Raw genomic sequence first — 19880 nt, 5'->3', positions numbered from 1 at the left:
GTGAGGACGGTGAGGGCCACCCGCCCCAGGGCGTTGGTGGCGTCCTTCTCCCCCCCCACCCCCGCCTCCACCGCGGCGTAGGCCACCCCCACCTCCCGAAAGTGGAGGAAGGCCAGGGCGGTGGCCAGGTCAAAGAACCCCGGGGGCTCAGGAAAGGCCTGCTCCCTGGCCCATTCCACGAAGGCCACCACCCTTTCCCCGGGGATCTCCCCCAGGTGGGTGCGGATCCGCTCCCGGAAGTCCAAAAGGTGCGGGCTGGTATAGGCCCCGTAGGGGAGGCCGGCGGCGCGGAAGGCGGCCTCCAGGTAGGCCACCACGCTCCCCTTGCCGTTGGTGCCGAGGACGTGCACCGCAAGGAAGGCCCCCTCGGGATGGCCTAGGGCCTCGAGGAGCCCAAGAACCCGCCCCACCCCCCTGGGGCCTTCCCGCCGCCTGCCGTAGAGCCAGGCCAGGGCTTCCCGGTACTCCATGGCCTAGTGCTCCGCGTACTGGAGCCGGTAGAGGGTGGCGTAGTAGCCCCCCTGGGCCAGAAGCTCCTCGTGCCGCCCCTCCTCCAAAAGCCTTCCCTTGCGGAAGACCAGGATGCGGTCCACCTTGCGGATGGTGGAGAGGCGGTGGGCGATGACGATGGAGGTCCGGCCTTCCATGGCCTTATAGAGGGCCTCCTGGAGCCTCTTTTCCGTCTCCGTATCCACGTTGGCCGTGGCCTCGTCCAGGATGAGGAGGATGTCGGGGCTGGCCAGGAGGGCGCGCACCAAGGCGAGAAGCTGCTTCTCCCCGGTGGAAAGCCCCGCCCCCCTCTCCCCCACGCGGGTCTGGTACCCTTGGGGCAGGCGCAGGATGGCCTCGTGCACCCCCAGGAACCGGGCCACCTCCACCACCTTCTCCTCGGGAATCTCCGGGTTGAAAAGGCGCAGGTTGTCCAGGATAGTCCCGGAGAACAAAAAGGGGTCCTGGAGGACGATGCCGATGTGGCGGCGCAGATCTTCCTGGCGAAAGCTCCGCACGTCCTCCCCGTCTATCAGGACCTGGCCCCGCTGGGGATCGTAGAAGCGGGCGATGAGGCTCACCACGCTGGTCTTCCCCGCCCCCGTGGCCCCCACCAGGGCCACCTTCTCCCCGGGGCGGATGTGGAAGGAGACCCCTTTGAGCACCCAGTCCTTTTCCGTGGGCTCCACCCCCTTGGGGGTGTAGGCCAGCCACACGTCCCGGAAGGCCACCTCCCCCCGGAAGCGGGCGATGGGCTTGGGGTTCGGTGGGTCCTTAAGCTCCTCCTCCGCGTCCAAGACCCCGAAGATGCGCTCCGCGCTGGCCATGGCCCCCTGGAAGAGGTTGAACTTGTCGGAGAGGTCCTGGAGAGGCTGGAAAAGCTGGCGGGTATAGTCCACGAAAGCCACGAGGAGGCCCAGGGAGACCGCCCCCCGCACCACCTCCCCGCCGCCGAAGTAGAGTAGGCTCGCCACCGCCAAGTCCCCCAGGAAACCCACCAGGGGGAAGAAGAGGGCGAACCAGCGTACGATCTCCACCCAGGCCCGGAGAAGCTCCTGGGCCAACCGGTCAAACTTGGCCTCCCGCTCCTTCTCCCGGGCGAAGAGCTGGATGGTCTCCACCCCGGAAAGGTTCTCCTGCAAGGCGGCGTTCAGCCGGGCCAGCCTCAAGCGCATGGTGCGGTAGGCCTCCCGCATCCCCTTCCGCACCCAGACCGTGGCCCAAAGGAGGATGGGGGCCACCAGGAGGACCACCAGGGTGAGCTTGGGGCTCAGGGCCAGCATGAAGGCCAGGAGGCCGAAGAGGGTGAAGAAGTCCGCGATGACCCCCACCAGCCCCCCGGTGATGAACTGGTTGATGGCGTCCACGTCGGAGGTCACCCGGGTCATGAGGCGGCCCACGGGGTTCCGGTCGTAAAACCCGGGGTGGAGGCGCATGAGCTTGGCGAAGAGGGCGGTGCGCAGGTCAAAGAGGACCCGCTGCCCCACCCATTGGATGAGGTAGGTCTGCCCGTAGGTGGCGGCGAAGTTCAGGGCCCGCACCAGGAGGAAACCCAGGCTGACCCAAAGGAGGAAGGCGAAGCGCTCGTCCAAGGGCTTGGGGGTCTTGGGCACCAGGGCCCCGTCAATGGCCCACTTGAAGAAAAGGGGCGTGGCCGCGGCGGTGAGGGTGCCAAGGAGGAGGAAGAGGAGGGCCAAGCCCACCTGCAGGCGGTAGGGGCGGACGTAGCCCAGGATGCGGGCGAAGAGGGTCCGGTCAAGGGTCTTGCTGTAAGCGTCTTCCGTCATCCCTCCACCTCCATGAGGCGCTGCATCCGGTCAAGCTCCGCGTAAAGCCCCCCCGCCTCGAGGAGGCTTTCATGGGTCCCCTCCTCCACAATGCGCCCCTCGTCCAGGACCACGATCCAGTCCGCATGGCGCAGGGTGGCGGTGCGGTGGGAGACCAGGAAGGTGGTCTGGCGGCCCAGGACCTCCTTAAGCCCCCTTAGGATGCGGGCCTCCGTCTCCGTGTCCACCGCGCTTAGGGCATCGTCCAGGATAAGGATCTTGGGCCTCCTCACCAGAGCCCTGGCCAGGGCCACCCGCTGCCTTTGCCCGCCGGAAAGGGTCACCCCCCGCTCCCCAAGGAGGGTCTCGTAGCCCTTGGGAAAGGAGAGGATCTCCTCGTGGATGCCCGCAAGCCGGGCCGCCCACTCCACCCGAGCGGGGTCGGGCTCCTCCAGGCCGAAGGCGATGTTCTCAAAGAGGGTTTCGCTGAAGAGGAAGGGCTCCTGGGGCACCACCCCCACCAGGCGGCGAAGGGTGAGGAGGGGGATCTTACGCACGTCCACCCCCCCCACCAGCACCCGCCCCTCGGTGGGGTCAAGGAGCCTGGGGACGAGGGCCAGGAGGAGGCTTTTGCCGCTTCCCGTGCGCCCGGTGATCCCCAGGGTCATGCCCTCCGGCACGGTGAGGGTGATGTCCTCTAGAACCCTCCGCCCCCCCAGGGTGAGGCCCACCCCCTCAAAGCGCACCTCCCCGGAGAGGTCCTCAGGGGCGAGGGGGAGGGGGTCCTGGTCCCGGATTTTGGGTTCCGCATCAAGAAGCTCCAGAAGCCGCTTCCAGCTGGTGATGCCCCTTTGGTACATGGAAAGGACCCATCCAAGCCCCAGGATGGGCCAGGTGAGCTGGGCCAGGTAGGCGTTGAACTGGACCAGCTGGCCCACGGAAAGCTCCCCCCGGACCACCATGCTCCCCCCGGCCCAAAGGACGGTGAGGAAGGCGAAGCCCATGAGGAAGCCCAGCAGGGCGTGCATGGGGCCCTCCACCCGGGCTAGGGCCAGGCTCCTTCCCATATAGACCCGGTTCAGGTCCTGGAAGCAGTCCAGCATCGGGCCCTCCAGGGCGTAGCCCTTCACCACCCGGATGCCGCTGAAGGCCTCCTGGGCCAGGGTGCTGATGGCGTCAGAGGCCTCCTGGGCCTCCCGGTAGCGGCGGTCCACCAGGCGGAGGAGGTAGGCCATGGCCAGGAAGATGCTGGGGAGGATCAGGGTGAGGTAGAAGGCCAGGCGCGGGTTCACCGCGTACATGGAGAGGAAGGCCAAAAGGACCAGGAAGGTGAGGCGGCTGCCCATCATGATCCCCGGCCCCACCATCTCCCGCACCGCGGAGAGGTCGGTGTTAAGGCGGTTCATCAGGTCCCCCACCCGGGTGGCCTGGTAGAAGTTCCGGTCCAGGCGGAGGAGGTGGTGGAGGAGGTCCTTCCGGAGGTCATACTCCACCTGGCGGCTCGCCACCACCGCCAGGCGGCGCATGGTCCAGCTGAGGAGGGCCGTGGCCCCCGCGGAAAGGAGGATGTAAAGGGCATAGAGCCGGTAAGCCCCTCCCTTTTGGACCGCGTCTATGGTAAGGCGGAGGAAGTAGGGGGAGAGGACGAAGAAAAAGATGGAGAGGAGCCCGGCCAAAACCCCCAAGAGGTAGCGGGCCCGGTAGCGGGCCACATACGGGAGAAGCCGGGCCAGGGGTTGGGCAGCTGACCGACCGGTCATGCCTTCCAGTTTACGGCAAGGCCCCTAGGGGGATGGGGGCAAAACCCCGGCCCCCCGTGGGAGGGCCGGGCTGAAGGGGCCCCTAGCGGGCCTCGAGGGGGAGGTAAGACCGGTCCAGCTCCCCGGTGTACTTGGCGTCTGGACGCAGGAGGCGGTTGTCCAAGGCCTTGTACTCCAGAATGTGGGCCACCCAGCCGGAGATGCGGGCCACGGCGAAGATGGGGGTGAAGAACTCGAGGCCGAAGCCCAGGTCGGAGTAGACCACCCCGGAGTAGAAGTCCACGTTGGGGTAGATCCCCCGGGGGTTCAAAACCTTCCCCGCCTCCTCCTCCACGATCTTCAGGATCTGGTACTCCTTGGAGTGGCCGTGCTTCTCCGCCACCAACCGGGCCAGGCGCTCCAGGACCCCGGCCCGGGGGTCAAAGGCCTTGTAGACCCGGTGGCCCATGCCCATGATGCGCTCCTTCTTGGCAAGCTTTTCCTGCACCCAGGCCCGGGCCCGCTCCGGCTCCCCGATCTCCCGGATCATCTTCATCACCGCCTCGTTGGCCCCGCCGTGCCTAGGCCCTTTCAGGGAGGCCACGGCGGCGGTGATGGCGGAGTAGAGGTCGGTTTCCGTGGAGAAGGCGGCGATGGCGGTGAAGGTGCTGGCGTTGAACCCGTGCTCCGCGTGGAGGATGAGGGCCGCGTCCATGAGCCTCTCCTGCTCGGGGGAGGGCTCTTGGCCCGTGGCCATGTAGAGGAAGTTGGCCGCGTGGGAGAGGTCCTCCCGAGGGAATAGGGGCTCCTTGCCCTCCCTTAGGCGCTTGTTGGCGGCCACGATGGTGGCGAACTTGGCGATGAGGTCCAGGCCCTTCTGGTACAGGGCCTCCTCGGAGATGTCCGCCTCCTCCGGATCCAGCATCCCAAGCTCGGAGACCGCGGTGCGCAGGAAGCTCATGGGGTGGGCTTCCCTCGGGTAGCGCCGGAAGGAGTCCAAAAGGTGGGGGGGCAGGGCCCTTCGGGCGGCCAGGTTTCGCCGGAAATCCTCCAGCTCCCCTCTCGTGGGCAATCGCCCTTTCAGGAGGAGGAAGGTGGTCTCCTCAAAGGTGCTCTTCTCCGCCAGCTCCTGGATGGGGATGCCCCAGTAGTAGAGCTTGCCCGCCTCGCCGTCAATGAAGCAGATCCGGCTTTCCGTGAACAGCACGCCCTCCAAACCCCGTGCTACCTCCATAGATTCCTCCTTTCGCACCCCGGGGGGTGCCTTCCGCCCCATCATACCGCCTTCAGGCCGCAGAAGGCCTCGTAGTCTATGAGCTCCCTTTGGGTGGGGTGGTCCCCGCACACCGGGCAGGCGGGGTTCCGCCTCACCTTAAGCTTGCGCACCTCCCCCTCCAGGGCCTCGTAGAGGAGGAGGGCCCCCGCCAGGGGCTTCCCCAGGCCTAGCAGAATTTTCAGGGCCTCCTGGGCCATGAGGCCTCCCACCACCCCGGGGAGGGTGCCAAGCACCCCGGCCTCGGCGCAGGAGGGGACGCTCCCCGGGGGCGGGGGCTTGGGAAAAAGGCAACGGTAGCAGGGCCCCATCCCCTCCTCCGTGGGGTGGTGGAAGACGGCCACCTGGCCGTGGAACTGGTGGATGGCCCCGTAGACCAGGGGCTTATTCAGGAAAACCGCGGCGTCGTTCACCAGGTAGCGGGTGGGGAAGTTGTCGGAGGCGTCCACGACAAGGTCGTAGGGGGAGAGGATCCCAAAAGCGTTCTCCGAGGTGAGGCGCACGGGGTAGGGAACGATCTCCACCAGGGGGTTCAGGGCGGAAAGCCGTTCCTTGGCGGCCAGCGCCTTGGGCTTGCCCAGGTCCTCCGTGGTGTAGAGGACCTGGCGGTGGAGGTTGGAAAGCTCCACCTGGTCCATCTCCACGATCCCCACCCGCCCTACCCCCGCGGCCACCAGGTACTGGAGGACGGGCACCCCAAGCCCCCCCGCCCCCACCACCACCACCGAGCTCCCCTTAAGCCGCGCCTGCCCCTCGGGGCCCACCCCGGGGAGGATCATCTGCCGGTGGTAGCGGAGGAGCTCTTCCTTGGTCCAGCCCATGCCCTTAGGCTACCCGGGGCTTGCTCCCAGGAAAAGGCCTTGGCCCTCCGCCTCCACCTCCTCCCCTGGCTCCAAGAGGAAGGTGGCCCAAAGGGGCAGCTCCTCGCCCTGAAGCCGGGCCCTCCCCTCCACCAGGGTGAGGAGGAGGGGGCGCTCCGCCCTTAGCCGAAGCCGGCCCATAAGGGGAAAGCGGTGGAGTCGGAAGTAAGGGGTGGAAAGGAGCTCCTCCCCACCGGGGACGGGCCTAGGGGGAGGAAGCTCCAAGGGCAGGGGCGAAAGGATGGCCACCTCCAGGGCCTTTTCCAGGTGGAGGGGACGGGGGCGGCCGTAGTCGTAAAGGCGGTAGGTGAGGTCCGAGGGGGTCTGGACCTCGTAGACCCGCACCCCAGGGCCCAGGGCATGCACCAGTCCCGCGGGGAGGTGAATCACCTGGCCCGGGCGCACCGCCACGCGGTTTAAGACCTCATCCAGGGTGCCCTCAAGGGCCCTTTCCCGCACCTCCTCCCGGCTCACCGGGCGCTTAAAGCCGTAGACGATCTCCCCCGGGGTGAGGACGTACCAGGCCTCGTACTTCCCGGGGCTGTCCTCCTTTTCCAGGGCGTAGGCGTGGGGGGGGTGGACCTGGACGGAAAGCCACTCCGCAGGGTCTAAGACCTTGAGGAGAAGGGGCTCCTCCGCAAGCCACACCTCCCCTACCCCGGGGCCAAAGCCCAGGCTTCCCGCGCCCCAGATGCGCTCCACGGGTTTGGGATGGAAGCGCCGCATCAGGGGTAGCATAAAGGGTATGCGCGACCTGGACCGGGAGGAAACCTACCTGGTGGACCGAAGGGGGCTCGCCCTGGAGCTGCGCGACCTGGTGGGCACGGGGCCTGTGCCTCAAGAAGCCTACCCCGGACCCCATGGGGTCTTGGCCTACGGGGAAGGGCACCTGGCGGCGAGCCTCCTTGGGCTTCCCGAATGGGTGGAGGAGGGCACCCTCTTCCTCCTGGAAGGGGGGTACGACCTGGGGGAGGCCGCGGCCATGGGCCTTCTGGCGGAGTCGGGAAGGGCGCGGGTGGTGCGGGTGGGCTTCCGGGAAGGGGCCACGGCCTACATTCCCCCAAGCCCCCTAAGCCCCTACCGCTACCTCCGCTTCCTCCTCCTGGGCATGGGCCTGGAAGAGGCCCTAAAGGAGGTGGACGCCAGGCTTCTAGAGGAAAGGCGGCGCCTCACCCCCGAGATCCCCCTGGAGGAAAACCCCGCCAAGTTCCTGGCCTATACCCTCTTGGAGAGGCTACCCCTTTTCTATAGCCCCTTCTTCCGCCCCTTGGAGGGAGGGGCCCAAACCCTCTTCGCCCGCATCGGGAAAAGCCTCGCCCTCACGCCCCCCCACGCCGCTTTGGAGTTCTTCCTCACCGGCCTCGAGGCCCGCCACGAGCAGGGGGACCCCTTGGCCGCGGTCCTCCTGGGCAGGGGGGAGGCGGCCTCCTTGGCCAAGGAGATCCTGGAAAGCCGCGTGGACACCGTGGTGGAGGTGCCCGCCCCTGAGGGCAGCCGCCTGGCCCAGGCCATGGCCCTCTGGTACCGCCTGGCCTGGACGGCCTACTACCTGGCCCTCCTCTACGGCGTGGACCCCAGCGACCAGGAGGTCCTGGGGCGGCTCAGGGACCTCACCTGATGGACCTCCCCCCCTTCCCTACCCCCCACTCCCCCGAAGAGGCCGTGGCCCTACAAAGGCTTCTCTCCGGAAGGCTCATCCTGGAGGGCTCCTTGGAGGGCGCGCGGCGGGTGGCCGCCCTGGACGCCGCCCACAAGAAGGGCAAGCCCCTGGTGGCGGTGGCCATCCTCTACGACCTTAAGAAGGGCCCCCTTTTCGTGGGCCGGGGGGTGGTGGAGGAGGCGGGGCTTTTCCCCTACATCCCGGGCCTCCTCTCCTTCCGGGAAGCCCCCGCCTACCTCGAGGCCCTGAAAACCCTCCCCGAGGCCCCCGAGGCCCTCCTGGTGGATGGGCAGGGCATCGCCCACCCAAGGAGGCTGGGGATTGCCGCCCACCTGGGCCTCCACCTGGACCTTCCCGCGGTGGGGGTGGCCAAGCGCATCCTCTACGGCAGGCCCCAAGGATCCCTTCCCGAGGAGGCGGGAAGCCACGTCCCCCTCCTTTCCCCCGAAGGGGAGCTTTTGGGCTTCCTCTACCGGAGCAGGAGGGGGGTGAGGCCCCTGGTGGTCTCCCCCGGACACCGGGTAGGCCCTTGGGAAGCCCTGGCCTTCGTCCGGGCCCTCCCCACCCGCTACCGCCTTCCCGAGCCCTTAAGGCTCGCCCACTTGGAGGCAGGAAAAGCCCTAAAAGCCCTAGACTAGAGGGCATGAAGGAGGCCAACCCCGTCTACCGCGCCGCCTGGCACCTGGCCCGCTTCCTCCTCCACCTCCTCTTCGGCTACAAGACGGAAGGGGCCGAGCGGGTACCGGAGGAGGGCCCGGTGATCCTGGCCGCCAATCACCTCTCCATCTTGGACCCCATCGCCATCGGGGCCGGCCTTAGGCGGCCGGTGAGCTTCTTCGCCCGCGCGGACGTCTTCCGGCTTCCCATCCTCTCCTGGCTTCTCCCCCACCTCCACGCCATCCCCGTGGAGCGGGGCAAGGGGGACCTCTCCGCCATCAAGGGGGTCCTCCGCGCCCTGGAAAGGGGACTGGCCTTCGGCATCTTCCCCGAGGGGACGAGGAGCCGCACCGGCCGCCTGCAACCCTTTAAGACGGGGGTGGCAGCCATCGCCTTCCGCACCGGGGCCCCCGTGGTGCCGGCGGCGGTGATGGGCACAGAGGAGGCCTGGCCCGTGGGCCGGAAGCTCTTTCGCCTACGCCGGCCCATCCGGGTGGTCTACGGGGAGCCCATCCCCGTTCCAAGAAAAGAGCGGGTGGACCACCAGGAGCTGGAAAACCTCACCCGCCTTATAGAGGCCCGGGTACGGGAACTTCTCCCCCCCCGGTACCGCTAGAGCCAATACTTTCGCTGTCATACCTTACTAACCACTTGTATAGGAAAGCCTTGAGGTATTGTAAAACTGCACCCCAGCGTGATATAGTCCGCCCGGAAGGGAAAAGATACGGGAGGTGAAGAATGGCAGCAAAGAAAACGGTAACCAAAGCGGACCTGGTGGATCAGGTGGCGGCGGCCACGGGCCTGAAGAAGAAGGACGTGAAGGCCGCGGTGGATGCCCTTCTAGACAAGGTGGAGGAGGCCCTGGCCGGGGGGAACAAGGTCCAGCTCACCGGCTTCGGCACCTTTGAGGTGCGCAAGCGCAAGGCACGCACCGGCGTGAAGCCCGGCACCAAGGAGAAGATCAAGATCCCCGCCACCCAGTACCCCGCCTTCAAGCCGGGCAAGGCCCTTAAGGAAAAGGTTAAGAAGTAGGCTATCCCCTCCCCGGGGGGGCTCAGGCCCCCCCGGTCCTTTCCATCTCCCTCTTGAGGCCCTCTAGGGCTTCCTTCCAGTCCTCCCCCAAGGTGAGGAGGCGGTGGGGCTTGGAAAGCCGGCGGGCCGCCTTGCGCAGAAGGCCAGGGATGGGGGGGCAGTGGTAGGAGACCAAAAGGAGAAGCCCCTTCACCCGGCCAAGCCGCCCCAGGTAGTGGACCATGCCGAGAAGCTCCCGGTCCGTGGGGAGGTCCATGGGTAAAAGCCGGTCCCCCTCCTCCCGCAGGCGCTCCGGGGGTAGGTCGGGGAAGTAGGGGAGAAGGCCAAGGGGCCTCAAGGCCTCCTCCACTTCCCGCCGGAAGGCCTCGTCCTCCAGGAGGTAGGGCTGGGCAACCACCCCCACGCTCCCCCTCGGGTTGGGCAAGAGAGGGGGGGGCTTGAGAAGGCTTCGGACCCGGTCCAGGGCCCGGCCCACCAGCATGGGGTTTTGCGTGAGGATCTGCCCCACCTCCCCCGCCCGTCCCAGAACCCGTTCCGAGGCCTCCGCAGGCACCTTTAGGACGGGGGGAAGGCCGGGGAAATAGCGGAAGAGGGTGGCCTCGAGGTCCAGAAGCCAGGGGCACCCACCCCCGCCCCGCTCGGACTCCACCCCCCCTTGGAGGTCGGGGAGAAGGAGGTAATCCACCCCTTGGGCCTTCAGGGCCTCCACCTGGCCCAGAAGCTCCTGCACCGGCCGGCAGAAGGGAAGGGCGGGGCGGGCCCCGGGCGCCCGCACCACCTCCACCCCCAAGGCCCTCAGGTACGCCTCCCAGAAGCCCAGGTACCGGCGGGAAAGAAAGCCCTCCAAAAGGCCCACGCGCATACGCCCTATCCTACGCCAAGGGCCCGGAGAAAGGCCATAAGCACCCTCCTCCCCTCCAGGAGGCTATTGGGGAGGACCCACTCCCTTGGGGTGTGGGCCCCACCCCCCCGGTAGGCCCCCAGGGCCAGGGCGGGGATCCCCCGCTCTATGGCGGCGCTGGCATCGGTGGACCCGGGGAGGAAAAGGGGCCTTTCCCCGATCTCGGCCAAGGCCTGCCTCGCCGCCTCCTTGAGGAGCGGGGTGGCGGTGGCCCCCACGGGCCGGGTGCCCAGGACCTCGAGGCCAAACCCAAGCCCCCGGGCCCGGGCCACGTTCCGGAAAAGGGCCTCCACCTCCCCCAAAAGGCCCTCCAACACCCCCTCCTCCAGGGCCCTAAGCTCCAAAAGGGCCTCCGCCTCCTTGGGGATGGCGTTCACCGGGGCCTCCGCCTTAAGGCCCGTGGCGTTTAGGCTGGCCTCCTTCCCCTCTAAAAGGGCCCGGGCCGCCCCAAGCCCCTCCGCCAGGGCGAAGACGGGGTGGGGCGCCCCCCTATCCCCCCAGGCGTGCCCCCCGGGGCCCGAAAGGCGCACCCGGAAGCGCACCGCCCCCAGGGCCCGGTCCACCACCACGGGCAGGTACCCGTCCACGGCCACCACCGTCTCCGGGCTTAGGGCGGCCACCAGGGCCCGGGCCCCTTTCAGGTTCCCCAGGCCCTCCTCCCCCACGGTGAAGCCCCGCACCACGCCGGGGAGGGGGGGCAGGGAGAGGAGGACCGCCACCCCCGCGCTGTTGTCCCCCACCCCCGCCCCATAGAGCCTCCCCCCCTGGAGCCGCACGGGCCCCGGGGAAAGGACGGTGTCCAGGTGGGCCAGGAGGAGGAGCTTCCCCTCCCCGGCAAAGACGTTCCCCAGCCCATCCCGCCGGGCCCCGGGCAGGTGGGCAGCCACGTACGCCGCCCGGGCGTCCTCGGGAAGGGGCGCCAGCTCCAGGAGGAAGGCCCTGGGGTCCACCTACTCTTCCGGCTGGGCCAGGCCCTCGCGGATGGCGTAGAGGGCGGCTTGGGTGCGGTTATTCAGGTGAAGCTTCTGGAAGATCTCGGAAAGGCGGTTGCGCACGGTCTTCTCGGAAAGCTGGAGCTCCGCGGCGATCTCCAGGTTGGTGTAGCCCTGGGCCACCAGCTTCAGGATCTGGATCTCCCGCTCGGAAAGCTCCGCGTGCAAGGGGGCACGGGCCTCCTTCTTGGCGCGGAAGTCCTGGATGATGTGCCCCGCAAGCTCCGCGTCCAAAAGGACCTCCCCCGCGTGCACCCGACGGATGGCCTCAATGAGCTCCTTGGCATCGGTGTCCTTCAGGAGGTACCCCCTGGCCCCGGCCTTCACCGCCTCAAAGACGTAGGCGTCCTGGCGGTACATGGTGAGGATGATGACCCTGGCCTCTGGCCACTCCTTGAGGATGGCCTGGGTGGCCTGCACCCCGTCCAGGCCCGGCATCTGGATGTCCATGAGGATCACGTCGGGCTTGGCCTCCAAAGCGTGCCTGAGGGCCTCCCAGCCGTCCTTGGCCTCCCCCACCACCCGGAAGTCCCCTTCGGCCTCGAGGAGGCTTTTCAGCCCCTGGCGGAAGAGGGCGTGGTCGTCCGCTAATAAGATGCGAATCACCCCTTCATTTTAGCCCCCTGGGTCTGGTAGGGTGGGGGAAGTGCTTACGGTGACCGTGGAAAAACTGGTCCCCGGAGGGTATGGCCTGGCCCGCACGGAGGAGGGCACGGTCCTGGTCAGGGGGGGGCTTCCCGGGGAGGTGGTGCAGGGCCGGCCGGTGCGCCGGCGGGGGGCGCTCTTCCTAGAAGGGGTGGAGGTCCTCACCCCCCGCCCCGACCGCTACCCCCACCCCCTCCCTCCCTCTGCCGACCTCCCCCTCCAGTACGAAGCCCAACTTCCCCTAAAGGAGGGCCTGGTCCGGGAGGCCCTGGAGCGCATCGCCAAGCTTTCCTTTCCCTTAAGCCCCATCCGCCCCTCCCCCGCCCCCTTGGGCTACCGCACCGCCCTCCAGTACGCCCGCCACCCCTTGGGGGGCCTGGCCTACCGCCTGCCGGAAAGCGAGGCCCTGGTGCGGGTGGAGGAGGACCCCCTGGCCGCCGAACCCCTCCGCTGGGCCCTGGACCTCCTCAAGGGCTGGCCCCTCCCCGTGGAGGAGGTGGCCCTGAGGGGAAGCCTCCTCACGGGGGAGGTCCTCCTCGGCCTCATCGGGGGAAGCCCGGCCGCGCTGAAGCGCCCCGCCAAGGCCCTGGTGCGGGAGGGCTTCCGCGGGGTGGTCTGGGCCGAGCCCTCCCCCAAGGGCCGCTTCCGGGGAAGGGTCACCCCCCTCCATGGGGAAAGGACCCTCCTGGAGCGCTTTGGTCCCATCACCGCCACGGTGAGCGTGGAGAGCTTCGCCCAGGTGAACCCCCTCGCCATGGGGACCCTCCTGGAGGAGGCCATGATCCTGGTGGAAGGGGGGGAAAGGCTACTAGAGCTCTACGCGGGCAGCGGCCTCTTCAGCCTCCTCCTCGCCCCACGCTTCCGGGAGGCGGTGGCGGTGGAGATCAGCAAGGAGGCGGTAAGGCGGGGGGAGGCGGACCGGAAGCGGCTTGGGGTGGAAAACCTCCGCTTCCACCGGGGGGATGCCAAGGAGGCCGCCCAGCTTGGGGCCTTTGACCTGGTGGTGGTGGATCCGCCCCGCTCGGGCCTATCCCCCGAGGTGCGGGCCTACCTGCTGGAGACCAAGCCCCGAGCGATCCTCTACGTGGCCTGCGACCCCGCCACCTGGGCCCGGGACGTGGGGGTCCTGGCGGAGGGGGGCTACCGGCTCCGCTTCGCCCGACCCTACGATTTCTTCCCCTTCACCCACCACGTGGAGGTCCTCTCCCTCCTTAGCCTCTAGGGCCAAGGAAGGGCCTGGAAGAAGGGCGCAGGGTCTATGGGGATGCCCTGGAGGCGGGCCTCGAGGTGCAGGTGAGGCCCGGTGGAAAGCCCCGTGTTCCCGAGAAGCCCGAGGACCTGCCCCCCCTTCACCCGCTCCCCCACCCGCACCGCCCTTTGGGCTAAGTGCCAGTAGCCCGTGCAAAGCCCCCCGCCATGGGCCAGGACCACCGCCTCCCCCCGCACCTTAAGCCTTTCCGAAAGGACCACCACCCCCTCGGCCACCGCCCGCACGGGGGTGGTGGAGGGCGCGGCCAGGTCCAAACCCTCATGGTAGGAGGTGAAGAGGTCCCCATACTGGCGGCGTACCCCAAAGGAGCTCGTCACCCGGGCCCCCTCCACCGGGCTTAGAAAGGGCCTTTTCAAGCGGAGGGGCCCCTCCTTGGGGCAGGCGGCCACCACCCGGGCCCGCTCCGCCTTCAGGGCGGGGTCCTGGAGGAGGGCTTTGAGGCTTGGGGAAAGGACCAGGGTCTCCTTAGGGTAGGCCAGGGGCTGGACCTCCACCCTCACCTCCACCACCTCCCCCTCCAGCACCAGGCGCAAGGGGTAGCCCCCCGGCTCCGCCAGGGCCCCCACGGCAAGGAGGCCAAGAAGCTTCTCCCCCGAGAGCCAAAGGGGAAAGCGCACCCCTTGGAAGAAGGCCTCACCCCCAGCGTACCCCTCCACGGCCAGGGCCAAGGCTCTTCCGGGAAAGGCGGGCCCGAGGAGAAGCCGCCCCTCAAGCAAGGGGATTGCCTCAAAGGCCCTCACGCGGAGGATCTGCCCGGCTTGGATGCGGCTGGGGTCCTTAAGGCCATTGAGGCGCGCCAGCGCCTCCACCGTGGTCCCGTAGCGCTTGGCGATGGAGAAAAGGGTCTCCCCCGGGGCCACGGTGTGGAGCTGGGCCAGGGCGGGAAGGAAAGCCCAAAGGGCCAGGGTCCGCCATAATGGGACCATGGTCCTCATCCTAAACGGACCCAACCTGAACCTCCTGGGAAAGCGGGAGCCGGAGCTTTACGGGAGGACCACCCTGGAGGAGCTGGAGGCGCTTTGCGAGGCCTGGGGGGCGGAGCTTGGGCTTGGGGTGGTCTTCCGCCAGACCAACTACGAGGGGCAACTCATTGAATGGGTCCAGCAGGCCCATCAGGAGGGCTTCTTGGCCATGGTCCTGAACCCGGGGGCCCTCACCCACTACTCCTACGCCCTCCTGGACGCCCTGCGGGCCCAGCCCCTTCCCGTGGTGGAGGTCCACCTCACCAACCTCCACGCCCGGGAGGAGTTCCGCCGCCACTCTGTCACCGCGGCCGCCTGCCAGGGGATCATCTCGGGGTTCGGGATCCTCTCCTACAAGCTCGCCCTCCACTACCTGGCGGAGACCCTCGAGGTGGGCTAGGCCCCTACCGGAGGAAGGTCACCAGGGCCAGGAGGACCGCCACGGCGGTGAAGTAGAGCATGGTCTTGTTGAGGGCGGCGCCGATCTCCGCCTTGACCTCCCCACGGAGGCCCCGGATCTCCTCCCTGACCTCCTTCCGGATAGCCTGGATCTCCCCCTGGAGGGACTGGACCTCCCCCTTAACCTCCAGGCGCATGGCCAGAAGCTCCCCCTTGACCTCTTGGCGCAGGGCCTGAAGCTCCGCCTTGAGCTCCTGGCGCAGGAGGTCCATCCGCCCCTCCAGGGCCTCCACCCGGGCGGGGAGGGTGGCCATCACCCCTTCCACCAGGCCCTCCAGCTTGTATACCCGCTCCTCCAGCGTCATCCCCTTCCCCACCAGTATAGAGGAGGAAAGCGTATAATGAAAAGCGGCGTCGCACACGCCCTAGGAGCGCTATGGCCCAGGTACTGCCTGTAGAAATCACCGAGGAACTGAAGCAAGGCTTCATCAACTACGCCATGTCCGTCATCGTGGACCGGGCCCTGCCCGACGTGCGGGATGGGCTTAAGCCGGTCCAGCGGCGCATCCTCTTCGGCGCCTACCAGGAAGGGGTCCTCCCCGGCCGCAAGCACGTGAAGAGCGCCAAGATCGTGGGGGAGGTCATGGGCAAGTACCACCCCCACGGGGACGCGGCCATCTACGAGGCCCTGGCCCGCCTGGCCCAGCCCTGGAACCTGCGCTACCCCCTCATGGACGGCCAGGGCAACTTCGGCTCCGTGGACGGGGACCCCCCCGCGGCCCAGCGCTACACCGAGGCCAGGCTTTCCCCCCTCGGGGCGGAGATGCTCTTGGACATCGACAAGGAGACCGTGGACTTCCGCCCCAACTACGACGGCTCCCTGAAGGAGCCCGAGGTCCTGCCCGCGGCCATCCCCAACCTCCTGGTCAACGGGGCCAGCGGCATCGCCGTGGGCATGGCCACCAGCCTCCCCCCCCACAACCTAGGGGAGGTGGTGGACGCCCTGGTGGCCATGATCGACAACCCCACCATCACCCTGGAGGAGGTCATGCGCCACCTCCCGGGGCCGGACTTCCCCACCGGGGGGAAGCTCTCCCGTAAGGGCATCCCGGAGGCCTACGCCACAGGCCGGGGGAGCCTGAGGCTTCGGGCCAAGGTGCGGGTAGAGGAGAAGGGCCAGCGCCCCATGCTGGTGGTCACGGAGATCCCCTACCAGGTGAACAAGGCCTCCCTCATCGCCCAGATCGCCGCCCTGGTGAAGGCCAAGAAGCTGGAGGACATCGTGGCCCTACGGGACGAGTCCGACCGGCATGGCCTCAGGATCGCCATTGAGCTCAAGCGGGGGGCGAACCCCGAGGTGGTCCTCAACCAGCTCTACAAGCACACCGCCCTCCAGACCACCTTCACCGTGAACCTCCTCGCCATCGTGGACGGGGAGCCCAAGACCCTAAGCCTCCTGGACCTCATGCGCCACTATCTGGACCACCGCAAGGAGGTCCTGAGGCGGAAAAGCCGCTTTGAGCTCAAGAAGGCGGAGGAAAGGGCCCACATCCTGGAAGGGCTCCTCATCGCCCTGGACCACATCGACGAGGTCATCGCCCTCATCCGCGGCTCGGAGGATGCCCAAGCCGCCCGCACGGGCCTCATGGCCCGCTTCGGCCTCACGGAGGCCCAGGCCCAGGCCATCCTGGACATGCGCCTTCAGCGCCTGGTGGCCTTGGAGCGGGAGAAGCTCCTAGAGGAGTACCGGGGGCTCATGGAGGAGATCGCCCGCCTAAGGGCCATCCTCGAGGACGAAGGCCGCCTGTGGGGCGAGGTGAAGCGGGACCTCCTAAGGGTCAAGGAGCGCTACGCCGACCCCCGCCGCACCCTGCTCGCCGACTTTGAGGAGAGCTTCAACCCCGAGGACCTCATTGAGGACGAGCCCATGGTCATCACCCTCACCGCCCAGGGCTTCCTCAAGCGCATCCCCCTCGAGGCCTACCGGGCCCAGGGCCGGGGCGGGCGGGGGGCCCAGGCCGGGCGGACCAAGGAGGAGGACGAGGCCACCCACGTCCTGGTGGCCAGCGCCCACGACGACCTCCTCTTCTTCACCGGCCGGGGCCGGGTCTACCGCCTCAAGGTCTACGAGCTTCCCGAGATGGGCCGCCAGGCCCGGGGGGTGCACGTGAAAAGCCTCCTCCCCTTAGCCGAGGACGAGGAGGTGGCCGCCCTCCTCTCGGTGCGGGGCCTAGAAGGGGAGGAAGACCTCCTCTTCGCCACGGAACGGGGCATGGTGAAGCGCACCCCCCTTAAGGAGTACCGGAACCTGGGCTCCGCGGGGCTCATCGCCATAAGGCTCCATCCCCAAGACCGGCTCATCGGCGTGGCCCTGGCTGACCCCGAGGACGAGGTCATCCTGGCCACCCGGGAGGGGATGGCCATCCGCTTCCCCTTGGAGGAGGTGCGGGCCACCGGCCGGGACACCCTGGGGGTCACGGGCATCCGCTTCAAGCGCCCAGGGGACGGGGTGGTCTCCCTGGCGGTGATGAAGCCCGGGGAGATGGTGGAGCTCCTCGCGGTGAGCAGCCGGGGCTACGGGAAGCGCACCCCCCTCGCCGAGTACCCCCTCCAGGGCCGAGGCGGGGTAGGGGTCATCACCTACGCCGTTTCCCCCAAAGTGGGGACCCTGACCGCCCTGCTCAAGGTGCGGGGCCCGGAGGACCTCCTGGTGCTTTCCAAGCGGGGCCTCGCCCTCCGCACCCCAGTGGCGGAAATCCGCACCTACTCCCGGGCCACCGCAGGGGTGCGCATCATGAACCTCCCCGAGGACGACGAGATCGCCAGCGCCTTTGCGGTAGAGGAGGAACGCTGATGGAGGAAGTGGTCCTCATCACCGCACCTAGCGAGGAGGTGGGGCTCAAGATCGCCCGCACCCTGGTAGAGGAGCGCCTGGCGGCCTGCGTGAACCTGGTCCCAGGCCTCACCTCCGTTTACCGCTGGCAGGGGGAGGTGGTGGAGGACAAGGAGGTGCTCCTCATCGCCAAGACCACCACCTTCGCCTTCCCGAGGCTCAAGGAACGGGTCCTCGCCCTCCACCCCTACACCGTCCCCGAGATCCTCGCCCTTCCCATCGCCGAGGGGCACGGGGCTTATCTGGCTTGGCTCCGGGAGAACACGGGATGACCGAGGACATGCTGGACTTCCTCCAAGCCCTCCACCAAGCCCAGGCCCGCTTCCTGGTCATCGGGGGGTACGCCCTAGCCTTCTGGGCCAGGCCCCGCCACACCAAGGACCTAGACCTCTGGGTGGATCAGAAGGAGGCGGAAAGGGTCCTTTCGGCCATCCGGGCCTTCTTCGGGGGGGATGACCTGGGGCTTACCCTAGAGGACCTCTCCACCCCCGGGGTGGTGCAGCTGGGGTACGCCCCCAACCGCATAGACCTGGTCATCCTGGAAACCCCCTCCTTTGACGAGGCCTTTGCCCGCGCCCTGAGGACAGAGGTGCGGGGGGTCCCGGTGTATGTGGCCTCCCGGGAAGACCTGAAGGCCCTGAAGCGGGCCTTCGGCCGCCCGGTGGACCTAAGGGACCTGGAGGAACTGGGATGAGGAAGATCCAGCCGGTGGCCAGGCGGTTTGCCCTCGAGGAGCACCCCGACGACCGGGCGGAGTGGCTGGCCCTGCCCCTGGAAGAGCGCCTCCAGGCGGTTTGGGAGATGGCCCTCTTCTGGGCAGAGCGGGCGCTGGAGGAGACCAGGGCCCGGGGGGAAACCCCCGAGATCGCCTTCCGCCTTCTTCCCATCGCCCGCAAGCGCCCCCTGGGCGGAGAAAATTTTTGAAACCTTAGGGTTTACAAAATCTCTCCCCCTGTGCTAGCCTGAAGGGGAGGAGGGAAGCCATGACCCAGGTGCGCGAAACCTGCAGCTTCCGGCCCGGCGAGGTCATCCTCTACCCCGGGGTGCCGGGGCCCCGGGACCGGGTCTTTCAGGTCCTGAAGGGCCTGGTCCGCCTCGAGGCCGTGGACCCCGAGGGCAACGCCCTTACCCTCCGCCTGGTCCGCCCCGGGGGGTTCTTCGGGGAGGAGGCCCTTTTGGGCCTGGAGCGGGCCCACTTCGCCGAGGCGGTGACAGAGGTGGAGCTTCTCCCCCTGCCCCAGGAGCCGGACCCCGAGACCCTAAAGGCCCTCGCCGTCCACCTGGCCCAGGCCCTGGCGGAGGGGTACCGGCGGATAGAACGCCTGGCCACCCAAAGGCTCAAGAACCGCATGGCCGCTGCCCTCCTGGAGCTCATGGACACCCCCCTGGCCAGGGAGGAAGAGGGGAAGATCGTCCTCCGGGCCACCCACGACGAGCTGGCCGCCGCGGTGGGTAGCGTGCGGGAGACGGTCACCAAGGTCATCGGGGAGCTCGCCCGGGAGGGGTACATCCGTTCGGGCTACGGCAAGATCACCCTTCTGGACCTGAAGGGGCTTAGGGAGCTGGCCCAAAGCCGGGGCGAGGGCAGGTAAACTCTAGGGGATGCGGCTCCGCCAGCGTCTCCTCGCCGGCCTCCTGGCCCTTCTACCTCTCCTCGTCACCCTCTACTTCCTCCTTTGGGTCTACACCTACTCCGGGGGGTTCATCCAAGGCCTCCTCCTGGCTTTGGGGGTGGAGGTGCCTCTGGCCTATAGGCCCCTCCTCCCCTTCGTGGGCCTCTTGTTGGCGGTGGCCTTCATCTACCTGGTGGGCACCCTCACGGAAAACTACCTGGGAAGAAGGCTCCTCCTTTCCCTGGAACATTCCCTTACCCTCATCCCCATCGTCCGCGACATCTATAAGGCGGTCCAGCAGATCGCCCACACCCTCTTCGGCCACAAGGAGGTGAAGTTCAGCCGGGCCGCGGCCATAGAGTACCCAAGGCGGGGGGTCTACACCCTCTGCTTCGTGGTCCAGCCCGTGGGCCGGAGGCTACCCCCTCTCCCCGAGGGCTATACCGCCGTCCTGGTCCCCACCAGCCCCGTGCCCGCAAGCGGGATGGTGATCCTGGTCCCCTCGGAGGAGGTCATCCCCCTGGAGATCAGCGTGGAGGATGCCCTCAAGTACGTGGTCTCCGCGGGCTTCCTCCTGCCGGAAAAACCTTCAGAAGCCTTAACTCAAAACTTGCACCTCCCGCATACCGTGCATAAACACCCATCCCCCCCTCCTCCCCCCGGGGGCCAAAGCCTGAGGACATGGAGCTCCCGCAAAAGCCCCTGGACCACCAGCTCGGGCAGCAAAAG

21 protein-coding genes and 3 pseudogenes are annotated in these 19880 nt (G+C 68.1%); 12 read left to right on the top strand and 12 right to left on the bottom strand.

The window, feature by feature from the left end:
* The 6 genes and pseudogenes from WKI94_RS08185 to WKI94_RS08160 form a co-directional block, all read right to left on the bottom strand.
* A pseudogene (locus WKI94_RS08185) lies at positions 1–470 on the bottom strand (bifunctional folylpolyglutamate synthase/dihydrofolate synthase); the annotation flags it as partial.
* A gap of 3 nt (positions 471–473) precedes the next feature.
* Positions 474–2276 (bottom strand): ABC transporter ATP-binding protein, encoded by a 1803-nt coding sequence (locus tag WKI94_RS08180; RefSeq protein WP_337845271.1) that lies wholly within the window; start codon positions 2274–2276, stop codon positions 474–476.
* Positions 2273–4015 carry an ABC transporter ATP-binding protein gene (locus WKI94_RS08175; RefSeq protein ID WP_337845270.1) on the bottom strand — a complete coding sequence of 581 codons (1743 nt, stop codon included), beginning with the start codon at positions 4013–4015 and terminating at the stop codon, positions 2273–2275. Before WKI94_RS08175 ends, WKI94_RS08180 begins: the two co-directional genes overlap by 4 nt.
* An 82-nt stretch (positions 4016–4097) precedes the next feature.
* Positions 4098–5228 (bottom strand): citrate synthase/methylcitrate synthase, encoded by a 1131-nt coding sequence (locus WKI94_RS08170; protein ID WP_337845269.1) that lies wholly within the window; start codon positions 5226–5228, stop codon positions 4098–4100.
* 41 nt (positions 5229–5269) lie between these two features.
* A complete protein-coding gene (moeB, locus tag WKI94_RS08165) occupies positions 5270–6088 on the bottom strand; it encodes a molybdopterin-synthase adenylyltransferase MoeB (RefSeq protein ID WP_337845268.1) in 819 nt (272 codons plus the stop codon).
* A gap of 9 nt (positions 6089–6097) precedes the next feature.
* A complete protein-coding gene (locus WKI94_RS08160) occupies positions 6098–6853 on the bottom strand; it encodes a class I mannose-6-phosphate isomerase (protein WP_337845267.1) in 756 nt (251 codons plus the stop codon).
* A 19-nt stretch (positions 6854–6872) separates the two neighbouring features.
* Between WKI94_RS08160 and WKI94_RS08155 the strand changes: the two genes are divergently transcribed.
* From WKI94_RS08155 to WKI94_RS08140, 4 genes are all read left to right on the top strand, one after another.
* Positions 6873–7745 (top strand): SIS domain-containing protein, encoded by an 873-nt coding sequence (locus WKI94_RS08155; RefSeq protein WP_337845266.1) that lies wholly within the window; start codon positions 6873–6875, stop codon positions 7743–7745.
* Complete coding sequence (locus WKI94_RS08150) at positions 7745–8425, top strand: endonuclease V (protein WP_337845265.1); 681 nt, start codon at positions 7745–7747, stop codon at positions 8423–8425. The genes WKI94_RS08155 and WKI94_RS08150 overlap by 1 nt, the downstream gene beginning before the upstream one ends.
* A 5-nt stretch (positions 8426–8430) precedes the next feature.
* Positions 8431–9060 carry a lysophospholipid acyltransferase family protein gene (locus WKI94_RS08145; protein WP_337845264.1) on the top strand — a complete coding sequence of 210 codons (630 nt, stop codon included), beginning with the start codon at positions 8431–8433 and terminating at the stop codon, positions 9058–9060.
* Between the two features lie 122 nt (positions 9061–9182).
* On the top strand, positions 9183–9476 hold the full coding sequence (locus WKI94_RS08140; RefSeq protein WP_337845263.1) for an HU family DNA-binding protein: 294 nt from the start codon (positions 9183–9185) through the stop codon (positions 9474–9476).
* A 22-nt stretch (positions 9477–9498) separates the two neighbouring features.
* Here WKI94_RS08140 and WKI94_RS08135 read toward each other — a convergent pair whose 3' ends face one another.
* Genes WKI94_RS08135 through WKI94_RS08125 form a run of 3 tightly spaced genes read right to left on the bottom strand, consistent with a single transcriptional unit; the run spans position 9499 to position 11975 of the window.
* Positions 9499–10338, bottom strand: a complete 840-nt coding sequence (locus WKI94_RS08135; protein WP_337845262.1) for a hypothetical protein — start codon at positions 10336–10338, stop codon at positions 9499–9501.
* A gap of 5 nt (positions 10339–10343) precedes the next feature.
* Positions 10344–11327, bottom strand: coding sequence for a M20/M25/M40 family metallo-hydrolase (locus tag WKI94_RS08130; RefSeq protein ID WP_337845261.1), 984 nt, complete (start codon positions 11325–11327; stop codon positions 10344–10346).
* Positions 11328–11975 (bottom strand): response regulator transcription factor, encoded by a 648-nt coding sequence (locus tag WKI94_RS08125; protein ID WP_337845260.1) that lies wholly within the window; start codon positions 11973–11975, stop codon positions 11328–11330. It abuts the gene before it with no gap.
* Positions 11976–12015: 40 nt separating this feature from the next.
* Between WKI94_RS08125 and WKI94_RS08120 the strand changes: the two genes are divergently transcribed.
* Positions 12016–13236, top strand: a complete 1221-nt coding sequence (locus tag WKI94_RS08120; RefSeq protein ID WP_337845259.1) for a methyltransferase domain-containing protein — start codon at positions 12016–12018, stop codon at positions 13234–13236.
* On the opposite strand, the gene WKI94_RS08115 is transcribed toward WKI94_RS08120, so the two are convergent.
* Positions 13233–14210, bottom strand: a complete 978-nt coding sequence (locus tag WKI94_RS08115) for a M23 family metallopeptidase (protein ID WP_337845258.1) — start codon at positions 14208–14210, stop codon at positions 13233–13235. The two genes, WKI94_RS08120 and WKI94_RS08115, sit on opposite strands and share 4 nt — an antisense overlap.
* Here WKI94_RS08115 and aroQ point away from each other — a divergent pair.
* A complete protein-coding gene (gene aroQ, locus WKI94_RS08110) occupies positions 14209–14646 on the top strand; it encodes a type II 3-dehydroquinate dehydratase (RefSeq protein ID WP_337845257.1) in 438 nt (145 codons plus the stop codon). The two genes, WKI94_RS08115 and aroQ, sit on opposite strands and share 2 nt — an antisense overlap.
* Positions 14647–14650: 4 nt before the next feature.
* Here aroQ and WKI94_RS08105 read toward each other — a convergent pair whose 3' ends face one another.
* On the bottom strand, positions 14651–15010 hold the full coding sequence (locus WKI94_RS08105; RefSeq protein ID WP_337845256.1) for a DUF1640 domain-containing protein: 360 nt from the start codon (positions 15008–15010) through the stop codon (positions 14651–14653).
* Between the two features lie 71 nt (positions 15011–15081).
* Between WKI94_RS08105 and gyrA the strand changes: the two genes are divergently transcribed.
* The 6 genes and pseudogenes from gyrA to WKI94_RS08075 all read left to right on the top strand — a co-directional run.
* Positions 15082–17499, top strand: a complete 2418-nt coding sequence (gene gyrA / locus WKI94_RS08100; protein WP_337845255.1) for a DNA gyrase subunit A — start codon at positions 15082–15084, stop codon at positions 17497–17499.
* On the top strand, positions 17499–17810 hold the full coding sequence (gene cutA, locus WKI94_RS08095; protein ID WP_337845254.1) for a divalent-cation tolerance protein CutA: 312 nt from the start codon (positions 17499–17501) through the stop codon (positions 17808–17810). Before gyrA ends, cutA begins: the two co-directional genes overlap by 1 nt.
* A complete protein-coding gene (locus WKI94_RS08090; RefSeq protein ID WP_337845253.1) occupies positions 17807–18232 on the top strand; it encodes a DUF6036 family nucleotidyltransferase in 426 nt (141 codons plus the stop codon). The genes cutA and WKI94_RS08090 overlap by 4 nt, the downstream gene beginning before the upstream one ends.
* Complete coding sequence (locus WKI94_RS08085; RefSeq protein ID WP_337845252.1) at positions 18229–18462, top strand: aminodeoxychorismate lyase; 234 nt, start codon at positions 18229–18231, stop codon at positions 18460–18462. The genes WKI94_RS08090 and WKI94_RS08085 overlap by 4 nt, the downstream gene beginning before the upstream one ends.
* A gap of 59 nt (positions 18463–18521) precedes the next feature.
* Entirely contained in the window at positions 18522–19130 is a 609-nt protein-coding gene (locus tag WKI94_RS08080; protein WP_337845251.1) for a helix-turn-helix domain-containing protein, read from the top strand.
* A 10-nt stretch (positions 19131–19140) separates the two neighbouring features.
* A pseudogene (locus tag WKI94_RS08075) lies at positions 19141–19740 on the top strand (DUF502 domain-containing protein); the annotation flags it as partial.
* Between the two features lie 14 nt (positions 19741–19754).
* Here the strand turns inward: WKI94_RS08075 and WKI94_RS08070 are convergent.
* Positions 19755–19880: pseudogene (locus tag WKI94_RS08070) on the bottom strand (transposase); the annotation flags it as partial.

The organism is Thermus sp. (assembly GCF_037444525.1).
In the GTDB taxonomy this organism is placed as follows: domain Bacteria; phylum Deinococcota; class Deinococci; order Deinococcales; family Thermaceae; genus Thermus.
This window is presented reverse-complemented; position numbering and strand designations above follow the sequence as displayed.